Annotated in this window: 25 protein-coding genes; 14 read left to right on the forward strand and 11 right to left on the reverse strand. The window is 38.4% G+C overall.

All coding sequences use genetic code 11. The annotated features are described in order from the left end of the window. Window positions 1–244 precede the first annotated feature (244 nt). On the forward strand, window positions 245–529 hold the full coding sequence (locus tag ACIFUW_RS01770; protein ID WP_002286335.1) for a DUF1905 domain-containing protein: 285 nt from the start codon (window positions 245–247) through the stop codon (window positions 527–529). Window positions 530–809: 280 nt separating this feature from the next. On the opposite strand, the gene lpdD is transcribed toward ACIFUW_RS01770, so the two are convergent. Genes lpdD through ACIFUW_RS01785 form a run of 3 tightly spaced genes read right to left on the reverse strand, consistent with a single transcriptional unit; the run spans window position 810 to window position 3337 of the window. Continuing rightward, window positions 810–1229 (reverse strand): prenylated flavin chaperone LpdD, encoded by a 420-nt coding sequence (lpdD, locus tag ACIFUW_RS01775; protein WP_085811458.1) that lies wholly within the window; start codon window positions 1227–1229, stop codon window positions 810–812. 1 nt (window position 1230) lies between these two features. After that, window positions 1231–1815 carry a UbiX family flavin prenyltransferase gene (locus ACIFUW_RS01780; protein WP_002302336.1) on the reverse strand — a complete coding sequence of 195 codons (585 nt, stop codon included), beginning with the start codon at window positions 1813–1815 and terminating at the stop codon, window positions 1231–1233. 46 nt (window positions 1816–1861) lie between these two features. Further along, a complete protein-coding gene (locus ACIFUW_RS01785) occupies window positions 1862–3337 on the reverse strand; it encodes a UbiD family decarboxylase (protein ID WP_002302338.1) in 1476 nt (491 codons plus the stop codon). A 180-nt stretch (window positions 3338–3517) separates the two neighbouring features. Here ACIFUW_RS01785 and ACIFUW_RS01790 point away from each other — a divergent pair, with 180 nt between their 5' ends. Then, entirely contained in the window at window positions 3518–3829 is a 312-nt protein-coding gene (locus ACIFUW_RS01790) for a hypothetical protein (protein ID WP_002302339.1), read from the forward strand. A gap of 114 nt (window positions 3830–3943) precedes the next feature. Here ACIFUW_RS01790 and ACIFUW_RS01795 read toward each other — a convergent pair whose 3' ends face one another. Then, window positions 3944–6280, reverse strand: a complete 2337-nt coding sequence (locus ACIFUW_RS01795; RefSeq protein ID WP_002297413.1) for an ABC transporter ATP-binding protein/permease — start codon at window positions 6278–6280, stop codon at window positions 3944–3946. A 141-nt stretch (window positions 6281–6421) separates the two neighbouring features. Between ACIFUW_RS01795 and ACIFUW_RS01800 the strand changes: the two genes are divergently transcribed. Beyond that, complete coding sequence (locus ACIFUW_RS01800; protein WP_002297412.1) at window positions 6422–7090, forward strand: response regulator transcription factor; 669 nt, start codon at window positions 6422–6424, stop codon at window positions 7088–7090. A 2-nt stretch (window positions 7091–7092) separates the two neighbouring features. Beyond that, window positions 7093–8133, forward strand: coding sequence for a HAMP domain-containing sensor histidine kinase (locus tag ACIFUW_RS01805; protein ID WP_002301716.1), 1041 nt, complete (start codon window positions 7093–7095; stop codon window positions 8131–8133). A 239-nt stretch (window positions 8134–8372) separates the two neighbouring features. Here ACIFUW_RS01805 and ACIFUW_RS01810 read toward each other — a convergent pair whose 3' ends face one another. Beyond that, window positions 8373–9254: a LysR family transcriptional regulator gene (locus ACIFUW_RS01810; protein ID WP_002301715.1), complete on the reverse strand. Its 882-nt coding sequence runs from the start codon at window positions 9252–9254 to the stop codon at window positions 8373–8375. A gap of 159 nt (window positions 9255–9413) precedes the next feature. On the opposite strand from ACIFUW_RS01810, the gene ACIFUW_RS01815 reads away from it, so the two are divergent. From ACIFUW_RS01815 to ACIFUW_RS01860, 10 genes are all read left to right on the forward strand, one after another. Then, entirely contained in the window at window positions 9414–10142 is a 729-nt protein-coding gene (locus tag ACIFUW_RS01815; RefSeq protein ID WP_002294613.1) for a DUF554 domain-containing protein, read from the forward strand. A 156-nt stretch (window positions 10143–10298) separates the two neighbouring features. Then, the gene (locus ACIFUW_RS01820) at window positions 10299–10616 is read left to right on the forward strand and encodes a PadR family transcriptional regulator (RefSeq protein ID WP_002286315.1); all 318 of its coding nucleotides are present in this window, start codon (window positions 10299–10301) and stop codon (window positions 10614–10616) included. Further along, window positions 10609–11217: a DUF1700 domain-containing protein gene (locus tag ACIFUW_RS01825; RefSeq protein ID WP_002286313.1), complete on the forward strand. Its 609-nt coding sequence runs from the start codon at window positions 10609–10611 to the stop codon at window positions 11215–11217. Before ACIFUW_RS01820 ends, ACIFUW_RS01825 begins: the two co-directional genes overlap by 8 nt. Window positions 11218–11271: 54 nt before the next feature. After that, on the forward strand, window positions 11272–12063 hold the full coding sequence (locus ACIFUW_RS01830; protein ID WP_002321458.1) for a DUF4097 family beta strand repeat-containing protein: 792 nt from the start codon (window positions 11272–11274) through the stop codon (window positions 12061–12063). Window positions 12064–12200: 137 nt separating this feature from the next. Then, on the forward strand, window positions 12201–12689 hold the full coding sequence (locus ACIFUW_RS01835; RefSeq protein ID WP_002301711.1) for a DUF5348 domain-containing protein: 489 nt from the start codon (window positions 12201–12203) through the stop codon (window positions 12687–12689). 50 nt (window positions 12690–12739) lie between these two features. Continuing rightward, on the forward strand, window positions 12740–13612 hold the full coding sequence (locus ACIFUW_RS01840; RefSeq protein WP_002301710.1) for an SPFH domain-containing protein: 873 nt from the start codon (window positions 12740–12742) through the stop codon (window positions 13610–13612). Between the two features lie 175 nt (window positions 13613–13787). Further along, window positions 13788–14150 (forward strand): YxeA family protein, encoded by a 363-nt coding sequence (locus ACIFUW_RS01845; RefSeq protein WP_002286306.1) that lies wholly within the window; start codon window positions 13788–13790, stop codon window positions 14148–14150. 8 nt (window positions 14151–14158) lie between these two features. After that, window positions 14159–14911: an ABC transporter ATP-binding protein gene (locus ACIFUW_RS01850; protein ID WP_002286304.1), complete on the forward strand. Its 753-nt coding sequence runs from the start codon at window positions 14159–14161 to the stop codon at window positions 14909–14911. 13 nt (window positions 14912–14924) lie between these two features. Further along, a complete protein-coding gene (locus tag ACIFUW_RS01855) occupies window positions 14925–16727 on the forward strand; it encodes an FtsX-like permease family protein (RefSeq protein ID WP_002301709.1) in 1803 nt (600 codons plus the stop codon). Window positions 16728–17002: 275 nt separating this feature from the next. Beyond that, complete coding sequence (locus tag ACIFUW_RS01860) at window positions 17003–18043, forward strand: aldose epimerase family protein (protein WP_002301708.1); 1041 nt, start codon at window positions 17003–17005, stop codon at window positions 18041–18043. Between the two features lie 51 nt (window positions 18044–18094). Here the strand turns inward: ACIFUW_RS01860 and ACIFUW_RS01865 are convergent, their stop codons facing one another. The 6 genes from ACIFUW_RS01865 to ACIFUW_RS01890 all read right to left on the reverse strand — a co-directional run bounded on the left by ACIFUW_RS01865 (window position 18095) and on the right by ACIFUW_RS01890 (window position 25117). Continuing rightward, on the reverse strand, window positions 18095–20245 hold the full coding sequence (locus tag ACIFUW_RS01865) for a glucosaminidase domain-containing protein (RefSeq protein WP_002321454.1): 2151 nt from the start codon (window positions 20243–20245) through the stop codon (window positions 18095–18097). A gap of 356 nt (window positions 20246–20601) precedes the next feature. Next, entirely contained in the window at window positions 20602–21975 is a 1374-nt protein-coding gene (locus tag ACIFUW_RS01870; RefSeq protein WP_002301351.1) for a PTS transporter subunit EIIC, read from the reverse strand. Beyond that, on the reverse strand, window positions 21975–22370 hold the full coding sequence (rbsD, locus tag ACIFUW_RS01875) for a D-ribose pyranase (protein ID WP_002286295.1): 396 nt from the start codon (window positions 22368–22370) through the stop codon (window positions 21975–21977). The genes ACIFUW_RS01870 and rbsD overlap by 1 nt, the downstream gene beginning before the upstream one ends. 27 nt (window positions 22371–22397) lie before the next feature. Then, the gene (gene rbsK / locus ACIFUW_RS01880; RefSeq protein WP_002286294.1) at window positions 22398–23315 is read right to left on the reverse strand and encodes a ribokinase; all 918 of its coding nucleotides are present in this window, start codon (window positions 23313–23315) and stop codon (window positions 22398–22400) included. A 108-nt stretch (window positions 23316–23423) separates the two neighbouring features. Beyond that, a complete protein-coding gene (gene rbsR / locus ACIFUW_RS01885) occupies window positions 23424–24437 on the reverse strand; it encodes a ribose utilization transcriptional repressor RbsR (RefSeq protein WP_002298484.1) in 1014 nt (337 codons plus the stop codon). 80 nt (window positions 24438–24517) lie between these two features. Next, window positions 24518–25117: a cysteine hydrolase gene (locus ACIFUW_RS01890; RefSeq protein WP_002301349.1), complete on the reverse strand. Its 600-nt coding sequence runs from the start codon at window positions 25115–25117 to the stop codon at window positions 24518–24520. Window positions 25118–25220 lie beyond the last annotated feature (103 nt).

A 25220-nucleotide genomic window follows, 5' to 3' on the forward strand; every position in this document is an offset into this window, starting at 1 on the left:
GCCGTAGATGCAAGCTTTTGAACACCGTTTAAGGAAGAGGTTGTGAGCCTGCCGTTTAACTCTGAGTCACAAGGAGCAATTTCAAAAAACAGCTTCTCATGTTTGTTGAATATTGTGACTTGTGACCGAGGAGTTGGCAGGAGAACACCGTTTATTCGAAAAAAGGAACTGCGACAAGACTTTTGTCACAGTTCCTTCTTTTTTTTGCTATGCTATACTAGATGTAAAAAATAGGAGAAATAAAATGAGGGAAATTTATTCTTTTGAATCAAAAATCTATGCTTCCGAAGTCGGCAAGGGCGGGGCATATATTATTTTTCCGTATGATATAAGAAAAGAATTCGGTGCTGGAAGAGTTAAAGTCCAAGCAACTTTTGACAATGTGCCGTACGAAGGCAGTATCGTGAATATGGGTGTGAAAAATCCAGATGGTTCAGTCTGCTACATCCTTGGACTACGAAAAGATATTCGTAAAAACATCGGTAAAGAAATCGGTGATATTGTAGCAGTTACAGTGAAGCAAAAATAAAAGAGGTTGTGACAAAAGACGTGTCACAACCTCTTGATAAACGGTGTTCAAAAGCCAGTTTCTCGGTAGTAAGTCAAATTTATGCAAAAATGTGGAAACCCATGTTTACAAAATTTTTCTTACTACTCGAAACGAAGCGGCTTTATCACAACCTCTTGATAAACGGCGTTCAATCAGCTGTCCCTCGGTATTAGCTCAAAAACGGCAAAATATGAGAAGCTATTTTTCCATTTTTTTCTCTCATACTCAGGTCATAACGCTGATTTCACAACCTCTTCTTTCATAATGGTTTTTCACCATCTTTATAATAAACTGGTTCTTTGATATGGAAATCTATTTTTTCCAACCAATCTAAAATCTTGTAACCTAACTCTTCTGACATCGGAAAAGAGGCGTTGATTTGTGCATTGGAGATATGGTCAACATGGATACCGGAAGTAATCGTACAACTTCCCGGAACGGCAGTTTTGATGATCACAGCTATTTTTTCGGCTAAGACATCGTCTTTATGGAACCAACCATCGTGGCTAGGGAAACGTACAGTTTGCATCTCTGTATCACGAGAAAATGTAGTGACTGTTCCGATATGTGGTGTATCTCCGCCTGTTAAAGTGATCAATAAGTCTTTACCGATTACTTTAACAGCAGCTTGGATCGTGAAACCTAGTTTGGTTACTTCAACTATCGTTTCTTTTTCCATATTAATCACCCTGCCAACGTTTTGAATGCTCATTTACAATTCCAAATTGATCCAAAAGTTTCATTGTATGGTGATTAACAAGATCTTGGATCGTTTGAGGCTGATTATAAAAAGCAGGAATTGGTGGTATGATTTGCACACCTAGTCGTGCTAATTTAGTCAAGTTTTCCAAGTGAATGGCATTTAATGGCGTTTCACGAGGAACAATGACTAACTTTCGTTGCTCCTTCATTGTTACATCAGCAGCACGTGCAATAAGATTGTCGCCTAAACCAACAGAGATACCTGCGACTGTTTTCATACTTGCTGGTACGATGATCATTCCATCGGTCAAAAATGATCCGCTGGCGACAGCAGCACCTAAATCTTTGTTTGAATAATGGTAATCAAACAGGCTTTCGAATTCATTTAGTGATAAGTCGGATTCCAGCTTTAAGTTCTGTTTTGCCCATGGACTGATGATTCCGTGTGTTTCTATCATCGGATATTCTTTTAGTTTCTTCACTAGGTTGATGGCATAAATGGTGCCTGAAGCGCCACTTACACCAATCACGATTTTTTTCTTCCGTTGTGCCAATTGTTCCATTTTCCGCACTCCTTTTTATGATGTCAAAACAGTTGCAGATCATTCATTATTTCAAATATTTTTCCCAATCTTTTACTTCTTGGAATTTTGCACGTACAAAATGTTCTTTCATATCGAAAGGAACTGTACCGTCAAAGATAGTTTTTGCACTCATCCCACGGAAACGAATAGAGCCAGGATTATATTCTGGTAATTCTGATGGGTCCAATGGATGGTTTCTCATTCCTGGGATCACAATGACGTCTTTATCTCCTTGGAAACGAGTGTTGAAAGTCCAAACTACATCGTTCATGTCGAAAATATCAACATCTTCATCGACTAAAATGACTGTCTTCAATTCTTTGAAGGCTGATAAAGCAAGAATAGCTGCTTGACGCTGAATACCTTCATCCGCTTCGTTTTCTTTACGGATTTGCATGATGGTCATCAATTTACCACCACCTGCAGGAGGATTGTAGACATTTACTACTTTTCCTGGAATAGCTTTATCGACCAAGGCAAGAATACTTGCTTCTGTAGGAATACCGGCCATAGATACGTGTTCTTCACTGGGACCAATCGTTGTTTGCATGATTGGATTGTCTTTTCGGTGAGTAACTGCTTTGACTTTCACTACTTGTACAGCTGGATTAGCATCCCCAGTATAGCCAGGAAATTCTGGCATTGCTTTTCCTGAGTTCGTGTTGATATCTTCTTGCATTGTTTCATTTGGCATGATTTCTGCTTCAATGATGAATTCAGCACGAGCAATACCCACTTCATCGACTGCTATACCATCAACGATTTGAATAGGTTCGTTACGCAAAGCTCCTGCACACCATAGTTCATTGTAGCCAAGTGGAGTGGTAGGTGGTTCGAAAGTCGTGCCAATGGCAATTGCTGGATCTAAACCAATATTGATAGTGATAGGCATTGGTTTATTCAAGGCTTCGAATTGTTTTTGGAAGTGACCAATGTGGCGTCCGCCAGGCATGATGTACATACCGATCGTATCTTTATCTTCTAGAACCATACGATGGATCGTTACATCGCTCATTGTTTTTTCTGGATCTGATCCTAAGACTACACCCATTGTGATGTATGGACCAGCATCTTCAGGAGTATTTGTAGGTGCAGGCAAAATGTTGCGAATATCGAAGTCTGCATCGGTAGCTAGATGAACGACTTCTTGTGCTGGAGCGTCTGCTTTGTCTACTTTCACAGGTTTGATTGGATTTTCTACAGCGTCTTTCAAGAAACGACCAAGTGTTCGATAATCATGGTGCAAAATTTCACCTACACGTTTACGACTAGCCATTGTTCCGATGTTCACACGTGTGCCGGGGAAACCTTTGATATTGTTGAAAGTCATAGCTGGTCCTTCTTGAGTCGGACGTTTTACTGTACCGCCAGCACCGATATAACGGTAAACACCAGATAATTCTGCTTCAGGATCGATTTCAATATCTGTTTCGTGATATTGACCTGGAAGTGTTTTTAGTTCTTCGATGACTTTTCTTAAATCATACGGTTGATCTGTCATGAGAGATTCCTCCTTAGTTGTCTTTACCTATCTATAGTAAAAGGTGAAAAAGAGGAAAACAATTCAACTTGTTCGGTAAAGTATTCTACAATGGAATGGATGCGTTTTTTTGATAATAGAATAAACTATGATATACTTATCAATAAAAGAAAGCGCATACTTAGTGTTGGAGGAAGGAAAGTGAAAAAAATGGAGGAGTCATTTCCTAAAGCAGCAAAAGTGGAAAATATAGCGAATATTTTGAAAGTTACATTTGAAAACGGAGAAGTAAAATACGTGAAATCTCATTGGACAGAAGAGATAACCGATGACTTGCAATTTGGAAAAAAAGGAAGAGGAAAAAGAAAAAATCTTCTCGCACTTTCTCGTAATATGTGGATTGGGACTGAAGTAACGATTGAAGCAGATGGAACAGTATTCATAAATGGAAAAGACAGGTATACGCCAGAAGAGTTGTGGTACAAAGGAAAGAAAAGTATACCAGAATTATAAAAAATAATTAAAAAAAACAGCGCGAAACAAGGAACATATTACTTCCTCGTTTCTTGCTGTTTTCTACTATTTCAGCGCTCTTATGACTCAAATCTAAATGTGGTTGTCACAACCTTATTCTGCACGCAAAGCGATAGCGGCGTCTTTTTTCGCTGCCATTCGTGCAGGAAGATGACCGCCAAGCATCGTCAATATAGTAGAGACGATCACTAGAATAATCGCATGGACAGGATTTAGTTGAGCAACATTTTTTAGATCCGTCATGTTGTATAAGATGCTATTGATAGGGAATGTAGCTAGCCATGCAATAAACACACCTAATATCCCAGAAGAAATACCTAAAATACACGTTTCTGCGTCAAATACGCGAGTGATGTCTTTTTTACGTGCACCTAAAGCTTTTAGTACACCGATTTCTTTTGTCCGTTCAATCACAGATGTATAAGTAATGATACTGATCATGATCATACTTGTTACTAAAGAGATCCCTGCAAAAGCAATAAGGACATAAGTGATAGCATCCATCAATCCGCCAGTCAGTTCAGTCATCGTTCCAGCTAAATCAGTATAAATGATTTTATCTTCATCTGATTTGCCTTTATTGTAATCATCTAGATAATCCAAGATCTTTTCTTTGTCTTCAAAATTGTTCGGATAAATCATGATACTTGAAGGCAAGCTGTCTCCACCTAAATAACTAAGCAATGTTTGTTTGGCATTTTCGTCAACTTTTTCAGTAGTTAAGACATTTACATCACTGTCTCTTTGAGCTTTGACGATTTCTGATTCTTTGTTTTCGTTGACGATTTGAGTCGTTAATTGATCGCTATAAGCGATTCCTGGAGATAAGAGATTCATTGTAGAAGAAGATTTCACGCGTAGGATCCCCGAGATCTTCAATTCATCAGAAGCATTCTGATACATCGCATCATAATCTGTATTAGGGATAAAATTCCCAGTTGGAAGTTTTGTATAGTAAGTATTGTTGTTTACTAATTTGAATGTTGTACCAACGATATCATCAAAATCAAGTTTTTCGTCTTCTTTCACATCAAATCCAAGATTCTTCAATGCGTTGATATTAGTATTATTATTGCCGTCTACGATCAGCACGACATCTGTTGCTGAGGCTGGATAACTTCCGGCAAGTAAAGAATAATTGTCTTTTAAAAAGTTTTCTTTGCTAGTGTCAAGCTGTGTAGGGAAACTTGACACTCCCACACCTGTCATTGCTGACATCGTACTAGATAAAGAAAGAGATTCCGTATCAGGATTTTGATTCGAGAAGCTGACAGGCTGTACTTTGCCATTTACATCACGTAAAAGATTGATTCCTGTAGTACGGGTAAATCCGATATTATTACTTAAGTTAGGATCGATGTCTGTTACGTAATCGACGTATGTTTGATCAATCTTATTCGTGTGCTGTGCTTTATCTTCTTCGCTGACTTTTGCAGTAATCGTTTTGCTGTCTGGATAATCCGCTTTGCTTGCACCCAATCCGGCATCGTCACGAGTCTGGTTAGTCGTTACCTTAGAAATAGTAATCGGAAATTTCGCCATCGTTTCAGCTTGCGTGTTATCGATTTGTTTTTGGAATCCAGAAGAAAGGGACAGAACGATCGCGATTCCGATGATCCCAATACTGGAAGCAAAGGAGGTCAAGAAAGTACGTCCTTTTTTTGTTCGGATATTGTTGAAGGAAAGCTTCAACGCTGTCCAAAAACTCATCTTTGTTCTGCGTAAGTTAAATTGATCATCTTTTGGCCGTTCGATGTGAGGATGGGAATCTGTTAAGATCTTACCATCAGAAAATTCAATGATCCGATCTGCGTATTGATGGGCCAGTTCAGGATTATGTGTGACCATGATCACTAATTTTTCTTTCGATAACTCTTGGATCAATTCCATGATCTGGATACTTGTTTCTGTATCTAACGCTCCGGTTGGTTCATCGCACAAAAGGATATCTGGGTCATTGGCTAGTGCTCGAGCGATGGCCACTCGCTGCATTTGTCCACCAGATAACTGATTTGGCTTTTTATGCATATGATCTGTCAAGCCGACCCGGTGCAATGCATCTTCTGCCCGTTTTCGTTTTTCGTCTTTAGAAACACCACTTAATGTCATCCCAAGCTCAACGTTTTCAATAATGCCTAGATGACCAATCAAGTTGTAACTTTGAAAAATGAAACCGATAGAGTTGTTTCGGTAGGCATCCCAGTCACTGTCCTTAAAGTCTTTAGTAGACTTTCCGTTGATTACCATATCACCGGAATCATAATTATCTAGTCCACCAATCACATTCAGCATAGTCGTTTTACCAGAACCACTAGGACCTAAAATCGCTACGAATTCTTTTTGTCTGAAAGCGACAGACACACCATCCAATGCTTTGGTGGTGGTTTCGCCGACTTTATAATATTTTTTTATATCTTTTAATTGAAGCATAATCACCCTTCTCCCGTATTGAAATATTCGGTATACTAATAAGTATATCAGAACAATGATCGTAGTATACGAAATAAATGTTAACTGAAGATGAACTACAAGAAAAAATCTAGAAATTTTTCAAAAAACAGAGGGAGATCAATGAATCGTATTTTAGTAGTAGAAGATGATCCGCAATTACAGTTGCTTTACCGTTCTGTGTTGGAACGAGCGGGCTTTTCAGTCATCACCGCACTGAATGGAGAGGATGCGCTGAAAAAACTAGAAGCGACACATATAGAATTGATCATTACAGATGTCATGATGCCTGAAATGGATGGCTATGACTTGGTAGGATCATTACGTAACGCCAGATTCGACATGCCAGTTCTGATGATTACAGCAAAGGCTGATTTCGAGGACAAGAAACGTGGATTCAAATTAGGTGCAGATGATTATATGACAAAACCCATCGATGTCAATGAAATGATCCTGCGTGTGGAAGCATTGCTTCGACGTTCAAAAATCAATTACAGCAGTATCTTGACGATTGGGCAAACAAAATTAGAGCTGGATACTTATACAGTGGTACAAAATCAGCATTCTTTTATTCTGCCTCAAAAAGAATTTCTGCTTCTGTATAAATTACTGTCTTATCCAAACAAGATTTTCACTCGCCAGCAGTTGATGGACGATATTTGGGGATTAGACACGAATACAGAAGAACGAACGATCGATGTACATATCAAACGTTTAAGGACCCGTTTTGAAAAGACAGAAGATTTTCAAATCATCACAGTACGGGGACTAGGCTATAAGGCGGTTATTTAAAGATGAAAAAGAAGCTATTTTCACAATTATGGATCTATTTTGCTAGTATCGTATTTATTTCGATCTTAGTAACACTGCTGTGTTTTCTTGGTTTTATTTTCTTATTGTCTCGACATTCTATCTCGCCTGCTGAATCGGCTGGAAAACCAACGTTATACCCGTTATTCGTCTTTGCGGGGTTCAGTATGGTCGTGGGTACAGGAATATCGATTTTTGTTGGGCGGCGTATCCTGCATCCAATCAGTGCGCTAGGGACAAATATGAGTCTGGTAGCAACGGGAGATTTTTCGATTCGAATGGATGAACAGCAGAAAGTAGCAGAAGTACAGCAACTGTATAAAGATTTCAACGTTATGGTCCAAGAACTCAATAGTATCGAGACACTGAGGAATGACTTTGTGTCCAGTGTATCCCATGAATTCAAAACACCACTAGCAACAATCCAAGGATATGTTCAATTGTTACAAGCCCCAAATCTTTCTGACGAAGAACGCCAAATATTTTTATATCGGGTCATCGAAAGTATCACGCAGCTTTCACAATTAACAGAGAACATTTTAAAATTAAACAAACTGGAAAACCAGCGTATCCAACTGGAAAAGAAAGAGTATCGATTAGATGAACAAATCAGAGAAGTAATCGTTTTTTTGCAGCCTAAATGGGAAAAAGAACAGCTAGAATTGGATATCGAACTTGCTGCAGTAAACTATACAGGTAATGAAGAGTTTTTGTACCAAGTGTGGCTGAATATCATGGATAACGCCATAAAGTACAATCAAGTCAATGGAAAGATTCATATCAAATTATTTGAGACAGCCACAGAGATCGTACTGGAAGTGACCGATTCAGGTGTAGGAATGAATGAAGAGACCCGAGATCGAATGTTTGAAAAATTTTATCAAGGAGATACAAGCCGTCAGATTTCTGGGAATGGACTAGGGCTTTCACTGGTCAAAAAAATTCTAGAACTACATGATGGACGTATCGATTATAGCAGTATCGAAGGAGTAGGGACGACAGCAATAATACGTTTAAGCAAATAATAGGAAAAAAGAACAAAATACCTAAAAATTCTAGTGAAGGTTTTTAGGGATTTTTAGACGTTTTTTTGTGATTAGCGAATTGCTCTTAATGTTCTTCCGGCATAAAATCGCTGATCTTCTATTGAAATACGAGAAACGTTAGATGTGTCATTGAATCAATGGCACGATGTAAGAAAGAGAGCGAAAGTCATGCGTCGCTCTCTTTTTTGGGGTGGATAGATGGACAGAAAATGTAGGGCTTAGTTTTCTTCTTGATTTAAATACTCCCAAAATGTATCTGAAGCCAAAGAATGCTCACCGACTTTACGAGTAAATGCAAGATAACTCTCTGTTGTTGGAGAAATAGGGAGAATCACAGTATTTTCTTTTAATAGATTCTTGACTGTTTTTTCCATAACAATAGCAATCCCCATGTCATTTGCAATCATATTGATGATCAAGTCGATTCTTGCTCCTTTATAAGAGATTTTTGGTTCAAATCCAGCTTCGCGACACAGATCTAGTACAGGTTGATACAAGTTCGTAGTGGGGCCAAGTAGCAAAAAGTTCTCCTTTTTCAGTTCGCTTAGATCCAATTTCTTTTTACTAGCTAAAGGATGATTTTTAGGTAGAACTGCTACAAAATCGTCTGTTTCAGTAGGCAACCACTCAATCGAACTCGGCGGGGCCTGGAAACTTCTAGCAAAGTGGATCGTGTCACTATGTTCATTGGCGTCATTGTAAGTTAATTCGACACTTTCCACTTCTTTCAACTGGACTGTAAATTCAGGATGGCGTTTCAAAAAGTCGGTGATTTTGGAAAAACCTTTATAATTGATCATTGTCGGTATCGTTAAGATATTTAATGAAAGATTGTTGTCTTTCGTATAGGTTTCAAGCACTTCTTGCATAGCATGGTATTGTTCTACGACATTTTTTACATATGGGAGCAATAAGCTTCCAGCTTCGGTCAATTCGATTTTTCTATGGGCGCGTTCGAATAATTTGACGTCTAATTCTGTTTCTAACGAAAGAATCTGTTTAGAAATATTTCCTTGGGTGGTGAATTGTCGATCAGCAGTTTTGGTGAAATTCATTGTTTCGGCTAAATCAAGAAAAACTTCGAATTTATGGATATCCATCATATTCCTCCTACTTATTCCAATAAAGAATACTTTAACACAAAAAATGAATTGGTGTAATCTTCTCTGTCTGTTACAATCTTTCTTGCAGCGAAAGCAATAATTACAGAAATTTTTCTGATTTTTTTCGCTTCGTAGAAAAAGAGAGGAGTTTTTTTGATGCCAACTGGAGTTTTGATCAATGTAGGTTCCGTTTTGCTTGGCGGACTAATTGGCGGATTAGTAGGAAATAAATTAAGTGAACATTTTAAAGCACAGCTGACGATGGTTTTTGGTGTGTGTTCGATGGGGATGGGAATCTATTCCATTGCGCCGATGAAAAATATGCCGGCTGTTATTTTTGCTTTAGTGATAGGAACAGCGATTGGTCTGATTGTTCATTTAGGTAATGGGATAAATAAGGGGGCTGCGCTGATGCAAGTACCTATTTCTAAAATCTTCCCTAGTGAAAAGCTTGGTATGACCCACGATGAATTTATCAGTACATTAGTGACGGTCATTGTTCTATTTTGTGCAAGTGGTACGGGGATCTATGGAAGTTTAGATTCTGGAATGACAGGAGACAGTACGATTTTGATTTCTAAATCTGTCCTTGATTTTTTCACAGCAGCTATTTTTGCGTGTAATTTAGGGTATGTCGTTTCTGTGATAGCAATTCCCCAATTCATTATTTTTTATATTTTGTTCTTATTGGCAAAATTTATTTATCCATTGACTACACCAGACATGATCTTAGATTTTAAAGCTTGCGGCGGATTCTTGATGGTCGCTACCGGTTTTAGAATGATCAACGTGAAAATGTTCCCAGTAGCTGACATGATACCTGCAATGATCGTTATCATGCCACTGAGCTGGATGTGGACAAATTGGATTATGCCACTGTTATAATAAAAATCAAAGAGAAGCCATTTTTTTGCTGACTAAAAAGGATCAAATCTTTTAGTCAGTTTTTTTGTATTTGACAAACTGATTTTGAAACTATATTATATGTTGTATAATATAGATTGAAATAAAATATTACACTTGAGAATAGAAGGTGACGTAATGCACATCCAGATTCCAACTGTTCTTCTTGATGGTACTGTGTTAGCAGCATTAAGCAAGGAAGATATGTATGGGTATGCCTTAACAAAAATCGTACAAGAAAGTCTCTCTGTCAGTGAATCTACACTATATCCGGTTTTGAGAAGATTGAAAAAAGAAGGATATCTTGAGACCTATGATGAACCTTTTGAAGGCAGAAACCGTCGATATTACTCGTTGACACCAATGGGAAGTCGTCATTTAGAAGAAATTATTGATGAATGGATTGTTTTTCGAGATTCTTTAGACCGGTTATTGGAGGAGAGCACAAATGAATGAATATTTGAATGAAGTTGTGGATCATCTTCAAGAAATTCCTGAAGACGATCGTTTTGATTTGATCCAGTATTATGAGGAATATTTTTTAGATTCTGGAAAAACATTAGATCAGATCATTGATGAATATGGTACACCAAAGCAGTTTGCCTTAAAATTAAAAATCAGTTACTTTTCAGAAGAAGAACAAGCAGAAAACGAGTTAGTGAAAAATCCAAAAAGACAAATTCGCCTGATTTGGTTAATCATTATCGGTTTATTTGCTTCTCCTGTCCTCATTCCACTAGCACTGGGGTTTATATTGGTTATTGGGGGACTATTGGTTGCTTTACTAGCGCTCATTTTTAGTATCTATGTTTTATGTATCAGTATCTTAGGTGTTGGCCTATTCATGATCATATCAGGAATAAGTGTGTTTGGACAATCGATTCTGAGTGGATTATTCTTTATCGGTGTCGGTCTGTTCGCCACAGGAAGCGCAGTATTTATTTCGCCACTGTTGCTGAAAGGAACAAAAGGGCTTTTTTATGTCATGATGAACTTTGTTAAATGGATGGGACGACGTTTTATTACAAAAAGAGATCTGCATTCAGCGGGCGTTTGAAGGAGGACACATAAATTGAGATTGAAACATTTTTTGATTACCGGTATTGGTCTGATGCTTACTGGTGGCCTCCTAGCAGGTGCAACTTATACATTAGGCGCTCAAAAGAGTCTGACTTGGGATAATGGTCCTCGGTTGATCGATATGGTTACTGAGACAAAAAAAATCAAGGATGCAAACAAAATCGTCATCCATGCAGAAAATCAAACAGTTTCGGTCATACGCGGATTGGATTTTGAGATAAAAACGACTTATGATAAGACAGAAAAGCCAGAAATAAAGGAGAAAAATGGCGTGTTGACTGTGAATGCAGTCAAAAAATCAACAGGTGCAATCATTAGTTTAGAAGACACAAGTGCACAAATCACTATTGTTGTCCCTGCAGATTATGAATTATCTGAATTGACAATCGAAGGGAATAATAGTGCAATTGATATCAACGAAGTATCAATCAAAAAAGTGAATACTAAGACACATGATGGCTGGGTATCGTTCAATGAATTTACAGGAGGAACAATAACTGCGAAAGATGAATTAGGCTCACTTCGACTAGATGAGGCCAATGTGGATAACTTGATCGTCACAGGTGAAAACAGCAACTTCCATCTAGAAGACAGTTTGATCAGCAAAGAAGGAAAAGTCATCCTAAACGGTGGTAATTTATCTTTGCATGAGATGGAAAACAGTGGCTATACTATCCAAACGTCTGGTGAATCTTATATTGAAAAAGACTACCAGCCAATAACAAATACTTTGTTAGAACAAGGACAGAAAAAGCTAAAGATCACTGCTAAAGACACATCGATCAATATTACGACGGATCAAGAGGACAATGAAACAGATTGATCCTGTACTCAACTAGATATTTTAAGAAAAAACAGCAAAGATCCTTCCAATCTTTGCTGTTTTTCATCGCTTAACGCACATAACTATAGTAAAATAAGAAAGAAAATATCTATAAAGAAAACAGGGTGAAAAAGTATATGAAGGCAGAAGAAGGTCAAAGAGAAAAGTTAAAGACAGAAATGGAAAGATTACATACTTATATCACTCAACTAAGCCAAACCTTCTATGATCCAGACAAAGAAAAAGTGATGGTTAATTACCCGAACAATTCAGAAGGTCGCCAATTAGAGCAAGTGTACCATGAAGTTTTCAAACATTTATTGACGGTGAAGAAAGAGCTGGATTATTATTCTTTACCGATTATCGATACAGGAATATTGAAGTATGATGGGAAGAAGGAACGATTTATCTTTAAATCTGTTCGGGAAGATTTGCCTCTTTCAGCAGGGATGGATCTAGAGGTCTTGGTAGAAGACTATTTTACAGAAGAAAAGCACTGGGTTCGAACAAAATTGGATTATTTACCGCAGGCAGCCGGAGGGACACAGGCAAGCGGTTGGTACATCACTGAAGACAAAGAGTTAGAACTAGAAGGTGTAATGGCGCGTATTCGAAAAAAAAATTAAAAAAGTAACATTAGATATTTATTGAAGGATAAAGGAGCGCAGGAAGTAGCATGAGAGAAAAAAGAGCATTTTATATCAATGGTTATGCAGGGATTGTCGGATTGATCGTATTAGCTTTAGTTGGATTGTTTTTCTTCTATTTAGGCATGTGGCAAGCGAAAGTTTGGGCACTTTTTTTAAGTATTTTTCTTTGGTTGATCACGTTATTGTTGTTAAGTTCGGCAACTGTAGTCAGTCCTAATCAAGCAAAAGTAATTTTGTTTTTTGGACAATATTTAGGTACGATTCGAGAAAATGGCTTTTTCCTTACGATACCTTTGGCACAAAAAATGACTGTTTCGTTGAAAGTTCGGAATTTCAATAGTTCTGTTTTAAAAGTCAATGATTTGGATGGAAACCCCATCGAAATCTCAGCAGTAGTAGTCTTTAAAGTCGTTGATACAGCAAAGGCATTATTCGATGTAGCGTATTATCAAGATTTTGTAGAAATCCAAAGTGAGACAGCCATTCGGCATATCGCTAGCCAATACCCGTATGATACATTCAATGAGAATGATTTGACGCTTCGAGGAAACACGACGGCAGTGTCTGACGAGTTGCAAAAAGAACTGCAAGAGCGTTTAGCAGTAGCAGGTGTCGAAGTAATCGAAACACGCTTGAACCATTTAGCCTATGCAACAGAAATCGCTAGTGCCATGCTCCAACGTCAACAAGCAAAAGCCATTTTGTCTGCTCGACAAACCATTGTTGAAGGAGCTGTCACAATCACTCAAATGGCCTTAGAGCAAATCGAAGATGGACAAGAAATCAATTTCACCGATGATCGGAAAGTCCAATTGATCAATAATTTACTTGTCTCAATCATTACAGACAAAGGAACGCAACCTGTTATCAATACAGGCGACATGAAAGACCGTAAGTGACATACTTTTTGTAAGATAGGAAGAAGGAGTTTAGGACGGATTATTGTCTTGAACTCTTTTTTTAGTTGTTTTAAAGAAAATGACAAAATTGAAAGAAGAATGATAGTTGATTCGAAGGCAGAATTGTTCGCTTTTTTCTATAATCAGTATATAAAGTAAGAGAGAAGGGGAAAAAGTGAAAAAACTTCTGATCGGTCTACTTGTTTTCATCGTTGTGGTACTTGCAGGGGTGAAAATCGCAGATTACGTAGTTATGGGTGGAGAAGAATACTATGTACAAATTACGACAGATGGTACAAAAACAGTTTCAAAATCAGACTCTGGACAAGAAACAGTCAACTATAGATATATCCTGCCTGGCTATACGAAAGAGGGTAAGGAAAAAGAACTGGACTTCAAGGGACAATTGACTCGACCGCTTCGTAAAGGAGCATATTTAAAAATCACCTGGAACAAAAATAAAGGTGTCACTTCGTATGAAGAAGTCGAAAAAAAAGACGTGCCGAAAACAGCACTGGAAAAACTAATTAAAGGGTAGGGAAAGAAATGAACAAAATAGTCGAAGTACAGAATGTAACAAAAGTATACGGAAAAAACAATGAGAAAAAGACGCAAGCATTAAGCGGCATCAGCTTCGATGTAGAAAAAGGCGAATTTATTGGGATCATGGGCGCTTCTGGTTCTGGTAAATCGACACTTTTGAATATTTTATCCACATTAGATAAACCAACAGATGGGCATATCCGAATCAATCAAAAAGATGTGACCACATTAAAAGGAAATCAACTAGCAGATTTTCGTGCGAATGAGATTGGCTTTATTTTCCAAGACTTTAATTTATTAGAAAGCTTGACAGCACAAGAAAATATCGCTGTTCCTCTTTCTTTACAAGGCGTCAGACCAAAAGAAATCAAGCAACGTGTCCAAAAAATTGCAGAACGTTTATCCATCTCTCATATTTTGGAAAGCTATCCTTCTGAGATTTCCGGTGGACAAAAACAACGGGTCGCCGCCGCACGTGCATTGATCACACAACCAACGATTCTATTAGGGGATGAGCCTACAGGTGCGCTGGATTCCAAAAGTGCCCGGGATCTTTTAGATACGATGGACGAATTGAATACAAAAGATCATGTATCGATTCTTCTTGTGACGCATGATCCGTTTTCTGCAAGTTATTGCCAACGTATTTTATTCATCAAGGATGGCGGTATCCATCAAGAAGTGAAACGTGGAGATCAAAGCCGTGATTCCTTCTATCGAGAAATACTATCTATTCTTGGAAACTTGGAACAGTAGGGGGAGATTGACTATGCTTTGGAAATTATCACTTACTGGGATCAAGAGCCGTTTAAGAGACTACTTGGTGTTATTCTCAGGATTAGTTATGGCATCTGCTATTTTTTACATGTTTGAATCAATGGCAAGCAACGAAGCTTTTTTGAAAAGTAATACGATCGTTGCGGCTACAGTTATCATTTTCCGATTCGGTTCTGTTTTACTAGGGATCATCACATTCGTTTATATTTTATATGCAAATTCCTTTTTGATGACGATGCGGCAAAAAGACTATGCAATGTTTATGATGCTAGGAGCAAAAGGCAGAAAAATCGCACAGATGATTTTTTCTGAAACATTCTTAGTAGGGATCGCAGCTACTTTAGTGGGTTCAGCTGTCGGTGTAGGATTGACAAGTATCGTCCACCGATTATTAGTGGATCAGTTAGATCTCAATATTTCGCATTTTACACCTTTTAGTATTCACGGGTTGTTGATCACTGTTTTGTTTTTTGCTGTTTTGTTTTTATTAGCTGCTGTTGTCAATGCTTTTTCGATTGTCAAAAAACCGATTTTAGCATTGATTCGTGCGGATCAGACACCAACAAGAATCAAGCAGCATAAATTCTTGTTTTTCCTTGAAGTAGTACTGGGAATTGCTTTTCTAGGCTGCGGTTACTATATGATGAAACACGTGGGGACCTATCAAGTCTTTGGTATAGGAGTAGCCTTAGTTACGATCGTATTAGGAACTTATTTCATTTTCCATTCTGTGATCATTTTCTTTTTATCATTACTAAAGAAATCAGAACAGATTTCATTGAAAAAATTGAACAATTTCACATTGTCACAGTTAAACTTTCGTATTCGTGAATATACACAAATGCTCTCAATGGTCGCTATGCTGTTTGCCTTGGCACTGGGCGCTTTGACGGTAGGATTAGGTTTTAAAAATGAAATTGCAGACTTGACAGAAAACAATTCTGGATATGATCTAGTGATGAATAATCCTCGGGCAGAAGATCAGCAAAAAATCAAAGAACTTTCACCAACACTTTCTGCTTCTTATACTCAAAAAGAAGATGCGGGAACGATTTACTATAATGCAAGTGAATTTGCGGCTCAACCATTGATCATGATAAAACATGAAGATGGAACACCGCCGAAGATCACGAAAGAAAAAGTTCCTGCTGAAAAAATGAATGAACTGACTGTACAAGAGGAACTTCGAAGCTATGAATTGCCGGAACAGCAAGAAAAAGAAATCAAGGTAGTCAGTCAATCAGAATTTGATCAACTGAACTTGCCACAAACCACTTTACAGCTAGTTCAGGTAAAAGACTTCCAAGCAAACCTGAAACCAATCGAAACACTTGTTGCTCAAAATAAAATGAACAATCCATCTTTGCAAAAAGTAGAGTACAGCAACCAGAAATATGAAATGTATGAAGTGTATAATGGTCTATTCTCTGGTTTTGAATTTATGGGATTCTTCCTAGGTTTAGCTTTCTTGACCATGCTTGCTAGCTGTTTGATGTTCAAGATCTTGTCAGGAAGCAAGAGTGACATTGCTCGTTATGAAATGCTTGAAAAGATAGGAACACGACGCGGGTTGCTTAAACAATCGATCCGTAGAGAAGTAGGCGTGTTATTCTTAGCACCAGGAATCTTAGGTGTAGTCCATGTCTTATTCGGATTACAAATGTTTGGTCTATTCATGCAAAATCCATACAAAGATATTTGGGTTCCGTTTACGATCTTCTTCGTATTGTATTTCATCTACTATGTACTGACGACATGGTTATATACTGGAATCGTATTGAAAAAGAGATTGTGAAAAAGCTGTCCTGCATCAAGTAATAAGAACAGCCAAGCAAAAATAGCTCCTCATATTTTTCGTTTGATTGGGCTTATTACCGCAGATGCAAGCTTTTGAACACCGTTTGTTCGGAAAAAGAGGTTGTGACAATACTTTTGTCACAACCTTTTTTCGCGGTCTTTTATTAGAATATAGTAAATTTTTTCTCGTTACTCACGGAATAAGCTGTTAAGAAAACGGTTTCTATGTATACTGGAATCAGTGCAAATGAAAGAAAAGAGGGTGCAAGGAACATGGAAATCAATGAACAAAATTTTGGCGAAAACTATCACTTGATTACTATCACGAATCAAAATGGGACATCTTTGTCTGTCAGTGATCTTGGGGCACGGGTTGTTCATTTTCAAACAATAATCGATAATGAAAAACGAGAGTTGATCTTAGGTTTTGATGAAGCAAAAGAATATCTAGAAAAAGACCCTTATATCGGTGCTTCAATCGGACGTATGGCTGGACGGATCACGAATGGCACATTCAAATTAGATGATGAAACGTTCGAAGTAAAAACAGACCCGGACACTGGTCATTGTTTACATGGTGGTGCACCTAGCTTTGAAGCCAAGCAGTGGCATTATACAGTCATCAATGGTGAAAACGAAGCATCGGTTATTTTCTATCAGACTAGCCCAGACATGGAAAACGGATTTCCTGGAACTTTAGATGTAGAAGTACGGTATACGCTGACGAACGATGATACATGGCGAGTGACGGTCCAAGGGATCAGTGACCGCAAAACAGTATTCAATCCTACAAATCATGTCTATTTCAATTTAACCGGTGATCCAGCACAGTCAATCGACGAACATATACTTTGGTTGAATAGCCGATTATTTGCTACGCTCAATAAAGATACAACGCCTACAGGAGAAGTAGTTTCAGTAAGTGGCACAGCATTTGACTTCCAACGTCCTAAAAAATTAGGTGAGGTCTTTGCCAGTGATTTTCGCCAATCAATGATAGTGGGCGGTATCGATCATCCATTTTTGTTGAAAAAACAATCTGGTTTACTAAATGCTGCGGAATTGACAAGCCTAGATGAAAAAGTATCGATCCAAGTAAAAACAGATGCTTCAGGAATCGTGATTTTTACAGCAAATTTTGGAGAAGATGGACCGGAAATGCGCGGGAATAAATTAGTAAATCATGGCGGTATCACATTTGAGACTCAAGAACTGCCAGGAGCGGAGCGACTTGAAAGTTTTGGAGATGTCACTCTGGAACCTAATCAAGTACGCGAGTTTGTAACGGAATACAAAATAAATATAAAGAAATAGAATAAATTAAAAAGGGAGTGTGACAGTGTCACATCCCCTTTTTAATTTATTCTATTTCTTTAAAGGCAGATCAAGCCAGAATGATTTGTCTAAACTTAACAAGGTTAGTACAGGAACAGTTGCAGCTTTAACTGTACGAGTAGTTGTTTCTGGTATCTGTCTTGCCGTAAAATTGTTCCACAAATCCCAGATTGAAGCGACACGGAAGATGGAAGAAGCGTTGTTGACGCGTTTTATCGTTGAAAATTCTAATCCTGTGATTGGCACGCCATCTGTTGTCCATTTGATTGGCACATCGAATCGCTTAGACATATTGAGGATTTCGGCGTTTGCTTCTTCAGTTGTTGCTGCTTCTTTTTTCGGTTCATCATATTTTGTCAGGTCGTACGCTTCGATGATCGCGTTCAATTTTTGTGAATATTGGCGATCTGTAGCATAACGTCCTTCCAAATATTTGGTTGCTTCTTTGTAGTCTTTTGTTTCCGACTTCCAAGTTGGTTTGTAGAAATCAGGATTGCCAGTCAGTCCATTTTTGATCAAGTCGGCATAGTCTTCCAAACTTTCCTTGTAAGAAGGATATTTACGGAATTGTGCGCGGATTTGGTAGCTTTGTCCGGAACTATCTTGTTCATGTGTATTGAAGGTCACGCTGCTTCCATTATATGATCCTTTGATACCAAAAAGGTTATGATTTGGTTCGCTTGATAATAAGCTGTTTCCAGATCCACTTTCAAGGATAGCTTGAGCCATCATGACTGATGCGTAGATTCCTTCTTTTTGCCCGATTTCCTGTGCATCATCTGCAATCTTTTTCAAGAACTGATCAGTTGTTTGGTTTTGACTGAAATGGAACGAGCCATCTAATCCATCTAAAATAGATGAACCAGTTAGCGAGCCTGAAGTAGCAGGTAAACCTGCTAAGTTTACTCGGACAGCAAAATCAGGCGTGAAATCTGAAATAGAAGTTACTCGAACTTTATCTCCTGGTTGGGGCGCATGGATAAATTGTCCGTTCCCAATATAGATACCTACATGGTGAGTAACACCGGAAGAAGGTCCCCAGAAGACGAGATCGCCAGGTTGGGCCTGACTTACTGGAATCTGCGTACCTGCATATTGCTGTTCGCCTGTCCAGCCACCGATATAATGACCGGTTGCTTTCATATATACGTAATAAGTCAAACCAGAACAGTCAAAAGTATTTGGACCTTTGGCTCCCCATACATATGGTTTTCCAAGATGCTCGAATGCTTCTCGAACGATTGCTTGTTGGACATTCGTTGTATTTGTAGGCAATACAGCATCAATTGGTGATTTTACAACAAAATCAGAAGAAGCAGAAGATGGATTCTCTATACCGCTTTGATTTGCTGTATTTGGACGAGATGAAGCATTGTTCGTTCCGCCATTCGATGAACCATTGTTTGGATGGTTTGGTTCTCTCTGAGTATTTCCATTGTTATTCGATCCAGATGGGTTTGTTTGATTCGAAGAATTCCCGTTGTTCGAATTATTGTTATTATTGTTTGAATTATTTGAACCATTATTATTGTTGTTATTGTTGTTATTACCCACATCTGGTTTGTTTGGCGTTTCCGGATCTGGTGTACTAGGGACTTCTTCACTAGGATCAGTTGGTTTCTCTGTTGAAGTATCCGGTACAGGTTCAAATTCTGCAGTAATAGATAAATTGTTCGTACCTACTGTAAAGGTCTTTGCATCATAATTTACTTCTTTGGCACCATTAACAGCGACTGAAGCAATTTGTTCACCTTCAGCTGGCGTAATAGTGTAAGTTACCTTCGTTTCCGCTAATAAACCTTCTACCGTTCCACTTTCCGTAATATCCAAAGGTTGCTGTTCAGGGGAATCCGCTGTCGAAGCAGTCAGTTGGATCTTACCAATCAAAGAAGGAGCAATTGTAAGGGAATATGTCTCGGCTGGCTTTTCATTTTCTGATGGATCAGCCGGATCAATTTCAGTTGGCTCGGTCGATCCTGTTGTTGAGTTAGTTGTTCCAGTTGGGTCTTCTGTAAAAGAATCCGTTGTTTCACTAGTAGCTGAGCTGGATGTAGTCGTATCTGTTGTGACTGTTTGATCTGCTGTTTGATTATCTACGGCAAATACGGTATTGGTCGACAAAACGGACGGAGCAATCAGCCAAGTAGCAGCTAGCAAACGTATCGTTTTTTTATTTTTCATAATAAACTAGTCCTTTTCCTTTCATTGATTTTCTGTCTTATTCAGCATTCATTAGACATTTTTTGGAACAGATAATCGTGTCGAAAAGCTTTTTCTTTTCATAAATCTGTCTGTGTATTCTAAATAAAACAATTTGTAAATAAGCAACGAGCATTCATTCGTTTTTCTTTGACGTTCATTTTATTGCATAGACCACCTTTGTTTGGGGATAAACAAGTGGGGATAAAAATGGTTATGCATATGTAAATTATACCAAAGTTTGGAAAGTATCACAAAAATTTATAAAAATAATGATCCTAAAAAGAAAAAGACTGAAATATGTGATAAACATCTCATACTTCAGTCTTTTTCATTAACTATTCATAAGACATTAGGTCTTCATCAAACCCGCTAACGAGAGTAGTAATCATTGCTACGACTAGACTAACAGCCAGTCCTGCTAAGTACCAGAAAAAAGTACCGGAAATGAATGCAGGCAATGTGGTCAGACTACCAAATACAAAAGCGATCGCTTTCACTTGGGCAAATCCCATTACAGCTCCACCAGCAGCTGCACCAATGCAAGCAGCAACAAATGGTTTTTTCAATGGGATCGCAATTCCGTAAACAGTTGGTTCGGTCACTCCCGCAAGTAAAATCGAAGCAAAAGCAGAACCGGAGATCGAACGAGTTTTTGAACGTTTACTTCGTAGAAATACACCTAAAGCTGCACCAGCCATTCCAAAATTGGCTGCTCCTGTCAACGGAACGATTCGGTCGAACCCATAAGCAGAGATATTACTGATCATGACAGGGTTTACAGCCCATTGGATACCAAATATTACCAAAATATTCCAACCACCAGCGATGATTGCGCCGCTGATCGGTCCGTTAATATCCATCATCCAAGTAATTGCGGCAGCTAAACCTTCGCCAAGGTAAACACCCGCAGGCCCGAATACCATTAACGTCAAAGGAACCGTGATAACTAATGAAAGTAAAGGTACAAATACTAATTGCATATTATCGCGAATATATTTTTTGAGGAATTTTTCAACAAAAGAATAAAAGAAAATACCTAAAATCGCCGGCATGACAGTAGACGTATACTGCATCAGTACTACAGGAATCCCCAGAAAATCAGTAGCTGCTTTGCCACTGTCTGAAAGTAAAGAGGTCAGATTCGGTTCAATCAGTGCTGCAGCAATGACAGCCGCAATATATCCATTCACTTTAAACGTTTTGGCGGCAGAAAAAGCAAGAAAGATTGGCAGAAAATAAAAGACGGCATTCGACGCAGCAGACAAAATATGATAAGTTCCGCTTGTTTCACTAAGCCAGCCAATCGTAGTCGCTAAAACAACCAGACCTTTTAATATACCAGAACCGGCAAACAGCGGAATGATCGGCGTAAAGATTTCCGATATCAAACCAAATAGTTTTTCGATCGGATTTAGCTTTTCTTTCGGAGCTGAATGATCGATTTGACGCGTCAATTCCTTGTAAGCAGGAGCCAATCCCTGATCCATGATTATTTCTGCATATCTATCGAGTAAAATGAAATACTTAATGGAAGGGATTTGCTGTTTTAATTTTTCTGCATTGGCTACTGGCTGTTTTTTCAATTTGATACGAAGCCGAGTCGCACATGGAAGGACAGAATCAATATTGTCTTTTCCTCCCAACTGTTCAATCAGCATATGAATCTGCTCGTACAGTACCATCTGTTCAGGATTCATTGTCGTTTCCATTAGAAGACCACTCCACTCACTAATATAATATTGGCGTAAGGTGTCATTTCGCCTGTACGAATAAATGCATGACAGTTATTCAACTCTTTTTTCATTTCTTCATGTGGGATAAAGCTAATCGGTGTATCTGGTAACAATAATTTGATTTTTTCCAATATTTCCGGATTCATTGTCTTTATTTCTTCCGCCAATTCAATCGATTGTACCTCAAGTTCTTCTAAAACGTTTTCTAAAACAGATAAAAAGCTTGGAAGACCGTTTGAGACAGCCAAATCTATTTTTTCAGTACCAAAGGGGACAGGCATGCCTGCATCCCCGATACTTAATTTATCAAAGTGCCCCATTTGTGCGATTACTCGTGAAATATCTGAATTGATTACTTTTCCTTTTTTCATGTTTGTTTCTTCCTCTCATTGTTAATTTTAGACTGCTGATTGTTCTAAAGCTTCGCGGTAAGGGATAGAAGGTTGCGCACCATAAGACTGCACAGCAACAGAAGAGGCTAGATTTCCATAAAGGATCGCTTCTTTCAAGTTACTAAGGTCTGGCTGAAGTGTGCTGCTTAATGCGCCAATAAATGTATCACCTGCGGCTGTTGTGTCAACGGCATCCACTTTAAAAGCAGGGACGATACCGTGTTCTTTTTCTGTATGATAGAAAGCGCCGGCACTGCCTAGTGTAATGATTACTGTTCCAATACCTAATTCATGGAGTTTTTCGGCTGCTGCGACCAAACTGTTATGATCTGTCACTCTGATTCCTGTAATGATTTCTGTTTCTGTTTCATTTGGTATAATGATATCTGTCTTTTCAAGTAGTTCAGTAGGAATCGTTTCACGAGCTGGTGCAGGATTCAGGATCGTTGTTTTTCCTGCGTCTTTTGCAATAGAAAAAGCTAGGATCGTCGCATCTAAGCTACTTTCAAACTGAGCAATAATAAAGTCACTGTTTGTAATCAGTTGCTTGTTTTTTAGGACTTCTTGTTCATGGAAAGCATTATTTGCCCCTGCATGGATCAAGATACTATTTTCTCCTGCTGCGTCTACCATAATCATTGCTTGTCCGGTTGTGGCGCCTTGGATTTCAGCTATCCCAGATGTATCGATGTTTTCTTTTGTCAGTAGATCTAATAACTGTTGTCCTTCGCTGTCAGCCCCAACGCCTCCAATAAAAGATGTCCGTGCGCCTGAACGTTTGGCTGCCACTGCTTGGTTGGCGCCTTTACCTCCGCCAGCGTGAAAAATCTCATGCGCATGCATCGTTTCGCCTGGCTTGGGCATGTTGGTTAAACGAAGGGTAGTGTCCATATTAATACTTCCAATTACTGTAACCGTGTTCATTTTACAAACCTCCAACTATCTCATTTATTTTGATGGGAAAAATTATTTTTTAAAACGTTTTAGTAAAACGTTTTAATAGTTCGATAAAAATATAGCACACCTTGAAAGCTATTTCAAGGGTGCAGTTGAAAATCTTTTTTCTAATCGTACAGGTAATCTTTTTTCTTCCCATTCTTTTTCTGGGAATTGGATCCGATCTAACAATAATTTGGCAGATGTTTGTCCCAATTCGAAGATCGGTTGTGCGATCGTTGTCAGTTTCGGCTTGATATACTCGCACATATCTATATTATCATAGCCAATAATGCTGTAGTCTTCAGGGATGCTTTTTCCAGATTCCTCTAATCCGCGATATAATCCAAAAGCTAATTCATCATTTAAAGCAAACACACCAGTTGCAGCAGAATCAAGAAGTTCTGCTGTGATTTGGTAGCCACCTTGTTTTGAGAACTGTGTAGGTAAGAGGATCAGTTGGTCGTGAGAGATTTGGTAAACATCAAGAGCAGATTTAAACCCCTCAATCCGAGCGTGGACATTTTCCGGCGGATTTTCAGGATAGACAAGGGCGATCGTTTGATGACCTAGACTAAGCAAGTGCATGCCCGCTAGGTAACCACCGCGAAAATCGTCTGTTCGTACGGCATCACTAAATCCTTCAGATTTTTTCTGATCCAAAACAATGAAGGGCCGGCCTTGTTTTTTCAAATTTTCGTTGATTGCATCTGTAGAGACAGCAGAAGTCGCGATAATGAATCCATCCACACCTCGACGTGTGAGCTCGGCTAGATATTCGATTTCTTTTTGATGATCAGAATCAGCATTACATAATATCGTGACGAAATTCTGCTTATACAAGATATCCTCAATTCCTCGCATCAGTGTACTGAAGAATGGATTCGTGATATCAGGAACGAGTACACCAATTGTTTTCGTTTCCTTGGTAATCATTTGTCTAGCAAAATAGTCAGGCTGATAGCCTAATTCTTCTTTGGCAGCTAAAACTTTCTGAACAGTTTTCGGACTGAATTTCTCCGTATTTCCATTTAATATCAAGGAGACAGTTGTGATTGAAACGCCGGAAAGTTTAGCGACTTCTTTGATTGTGATCTTTTTTTTCACCATGTTCATACTCCTATCTAAATCCTGTGGTTATTTTCCCATGAAATCAAAAAGAAGTAAATGAAAATCACGTGTGCCAGTACTTATTTGCTTTGTTGGATAGCTTCGATTATTTGTTTCGTTGAGCGTACTCGTGCAGTTTTCGGAAATATCTTTTTTATGAACAATTGATGGGATTCTTTGTCACGATCACTGCAAGCATCTTCAGCAAGTACGACATGATACCCATGTTGGAAGGCATCTAATGCAGTAGCATATACACCGTTTGTTGTCGCTACACCGCTTAAAATGATAGTTTCGATTCCACGCCGGCGAAGTTGAAGATCAAGAGAAGTACCAAAAAAGGCACTTGGATTGTATTTTGTGATAGTCAACATATTGTTTGTATCTTTCAAGGAATCCTTCAACAACAAGTCAGTGAATTCTGGAGGTACAGAAGCAGTCATTCCACCCATATCAGTTTGTTGACTCAAATAAGGGAAAGTGGAGATGTCTACGTTCACTAAAACTTTCAAGGCAGCGGTACGTTTCAATGTTCTTACTAACAAATCATTGTTTGACAGAATAGATTGTGCAGTGTGTGGAGAGAGTGTACCGTTATTTACGATCCCTTTTTGCATGTCGATCGCGACAAAAGCAGTTTTTGATAAATCAAAAATCATATTTTCCTTTAAATCATTCATGATGTTCCTTCTTTCAAATAACAATGTTTTTTATGTAAGTAAATCATAAATCGTTTATTTGTCAACTAAATAAAGGATTCCTTTCTTTAGTCTAGAGAAATTC

The sequence above is a fragment of the Enterococcus sp. PLH-Efm8 genome (assembly GCF_053011625.1).

Bases quoted from the DNA above. Each gene is read 5' to 3' on its own strand.
- ACIFUW_RS01770 (WP_002286335.1), top strand. From the start codon at position 245: ATGAGGGAAATTTATTCTTTTGAATCAAAAATCTATGCTTCCGAAGTC.
- lpdD (WP_085811458.1), bottom strand. From the start codon at position 1,229: ATGGAAAAAGAAACGATAGTTGAAGTAACCAAACTAGGTTTCACGATC.
- ACIFUW_RS01780 (WP_002302336.1), bottom strand. From the start codon at position 1,815: ATGGAACAATTGGCACAACGGAAGAAAAAAATCGTGATTGGTGTAAGT.
- ACIFUW_RS01785 (WP_002302338.1), bottom strand. From the start codon at position 3,337: ATGACAGATCAACCGTATGATTTAAGAAAAGTCATCGAAGAACTAAAA.
- ACIFUW_RS01795 (WP_002297413.1), bottom strand. From the start codon at position 6,280: ATGCTTCAATTAAAAGATATAAAAAAATATTATAAAGTCGGCGAAACC.
- ACIFUW_RS01800 (WP_002297412.1), top strand. From the start codon at position 6,422: ATGAATCGTATTTTAGTAGTAGAAGATGATCCGCAATTACAGTTGCTT.
- ACIFUW_RS01805 (WP_002301716.1), top strand. From the start codon at position 7,093: ATGAAAAAGAAGCTATTTTCACAATTATGGATCTATTTTGCTAGTATC.
- ACIFUW_RS01810 (WP_002301715.1), bottom strand. From the start codon at position 9,254: ATGGATATCCATAAATTCGAAGTTTTTCTTGATTTAGCCGAAACAATG.
- ACIFUW_RS01815 (WP_002294613.1), top strand. From the start codon at position 9,414: ATGCCAACTGGAGTTTTGATCAATGTAGGTTCCGTTTTGCTTGGCGGA.
- ACIFUW_RS01820 (WP_002286315.1), top strand. From the start codon at position 10,299: ATGCACATCCAGATTCCAACTGTTCTTCTTGATGGTACTGTGTTAGCA.
- ACIFUW_RS01825 (WP_002286313.1), top strand. From the start codon at position 10,609: ATGAATGAATATTTGAATGAAGTTGTGGATCATCTTCAAGAAATTCCT.
- ACIFUW_RS01830 (WP_002321458.1), top strand. From the start codon at position 11,272: ATGCTTACTGGTGGCCTCCTAGCAGGTGCAACTTATACATTAGGCGCT.
- ACIFUW_RS01835 (WP_002301711.1), top strand. From the start codon at position 12,201: ATGAAGGCAGAAGAAGGTCAAAGAGAAAAGTTAAAGACAGAAATGGAA.
- ACIFUW_RS01840 (WP_002301710.1), top strand. From the start codon at position 12,740: ATGAGAGAAAAAAGAGCATTTTATATCAATGGTTATGCAGGGATTGTC.
- ACIFUW_RS01850 (WP_002286304.1), top strand. From the start codon at position 14,159: ATGAACAAAATAGTCGAAGTACAGAATGTAACAAAAGTATACGGAAAA.
- ACIFUW_RS01855 (WP_002301709.1), top strand. From the start codon at position 14,925: ATGCTTTGGAAATTATCACTTACTGGGATCAAGAGCCGTTTAAGAGAC.
- ACIFUW_RS01860 (WP_002301708.1), top strand. From the start codon at position 17,003: ATGGAAATCAATGAACAAAATTTTGGCGAAAACTATCACTTGATTACT.
- ACIFUW_RS01865 (WP_002321454.1), bottom strand. From the start codon at position 20,245: ATGAAAAATAAAAAAACGATACGTTTGCTAGCTGCTACTTGGCTGATT.
- ACIFUW_RS01870 (WP_002301351.1), bottom strand. From the start codon at position 21,975: ATGGAAACGACAATGAATCCTGAACAGATGGTACTGTACGAGCAGATT.
- rbsD (WP_002286295.1), bottom strand. From the start codon at position 22,370: ATGAAAAAAGGAAAAGTAATCAATTCAGATATTTCACGAGTAATCGCA.
- rbsK (WP_002286294.1), bottom strand. From the start codon at position 23,315: ATGAACACGGTTACAGTAATTGGAAGTATTAATATGGACACTACCCTT.
- rbsR (WP_002298484.1), bottom strand. From the start codon at position 24,437: ATGGTGAAAAAAAAGATCACAATCAAAGAAGTCGCTAAACTTTCCGGC.
- ACIFUW_RS01890 (WP_002301349.1), bottom strand. From the start codon at position 25,117: ATGAATGATTTAAAGGAAAATATGATTTTTGATTTATCAAAAACTGCT.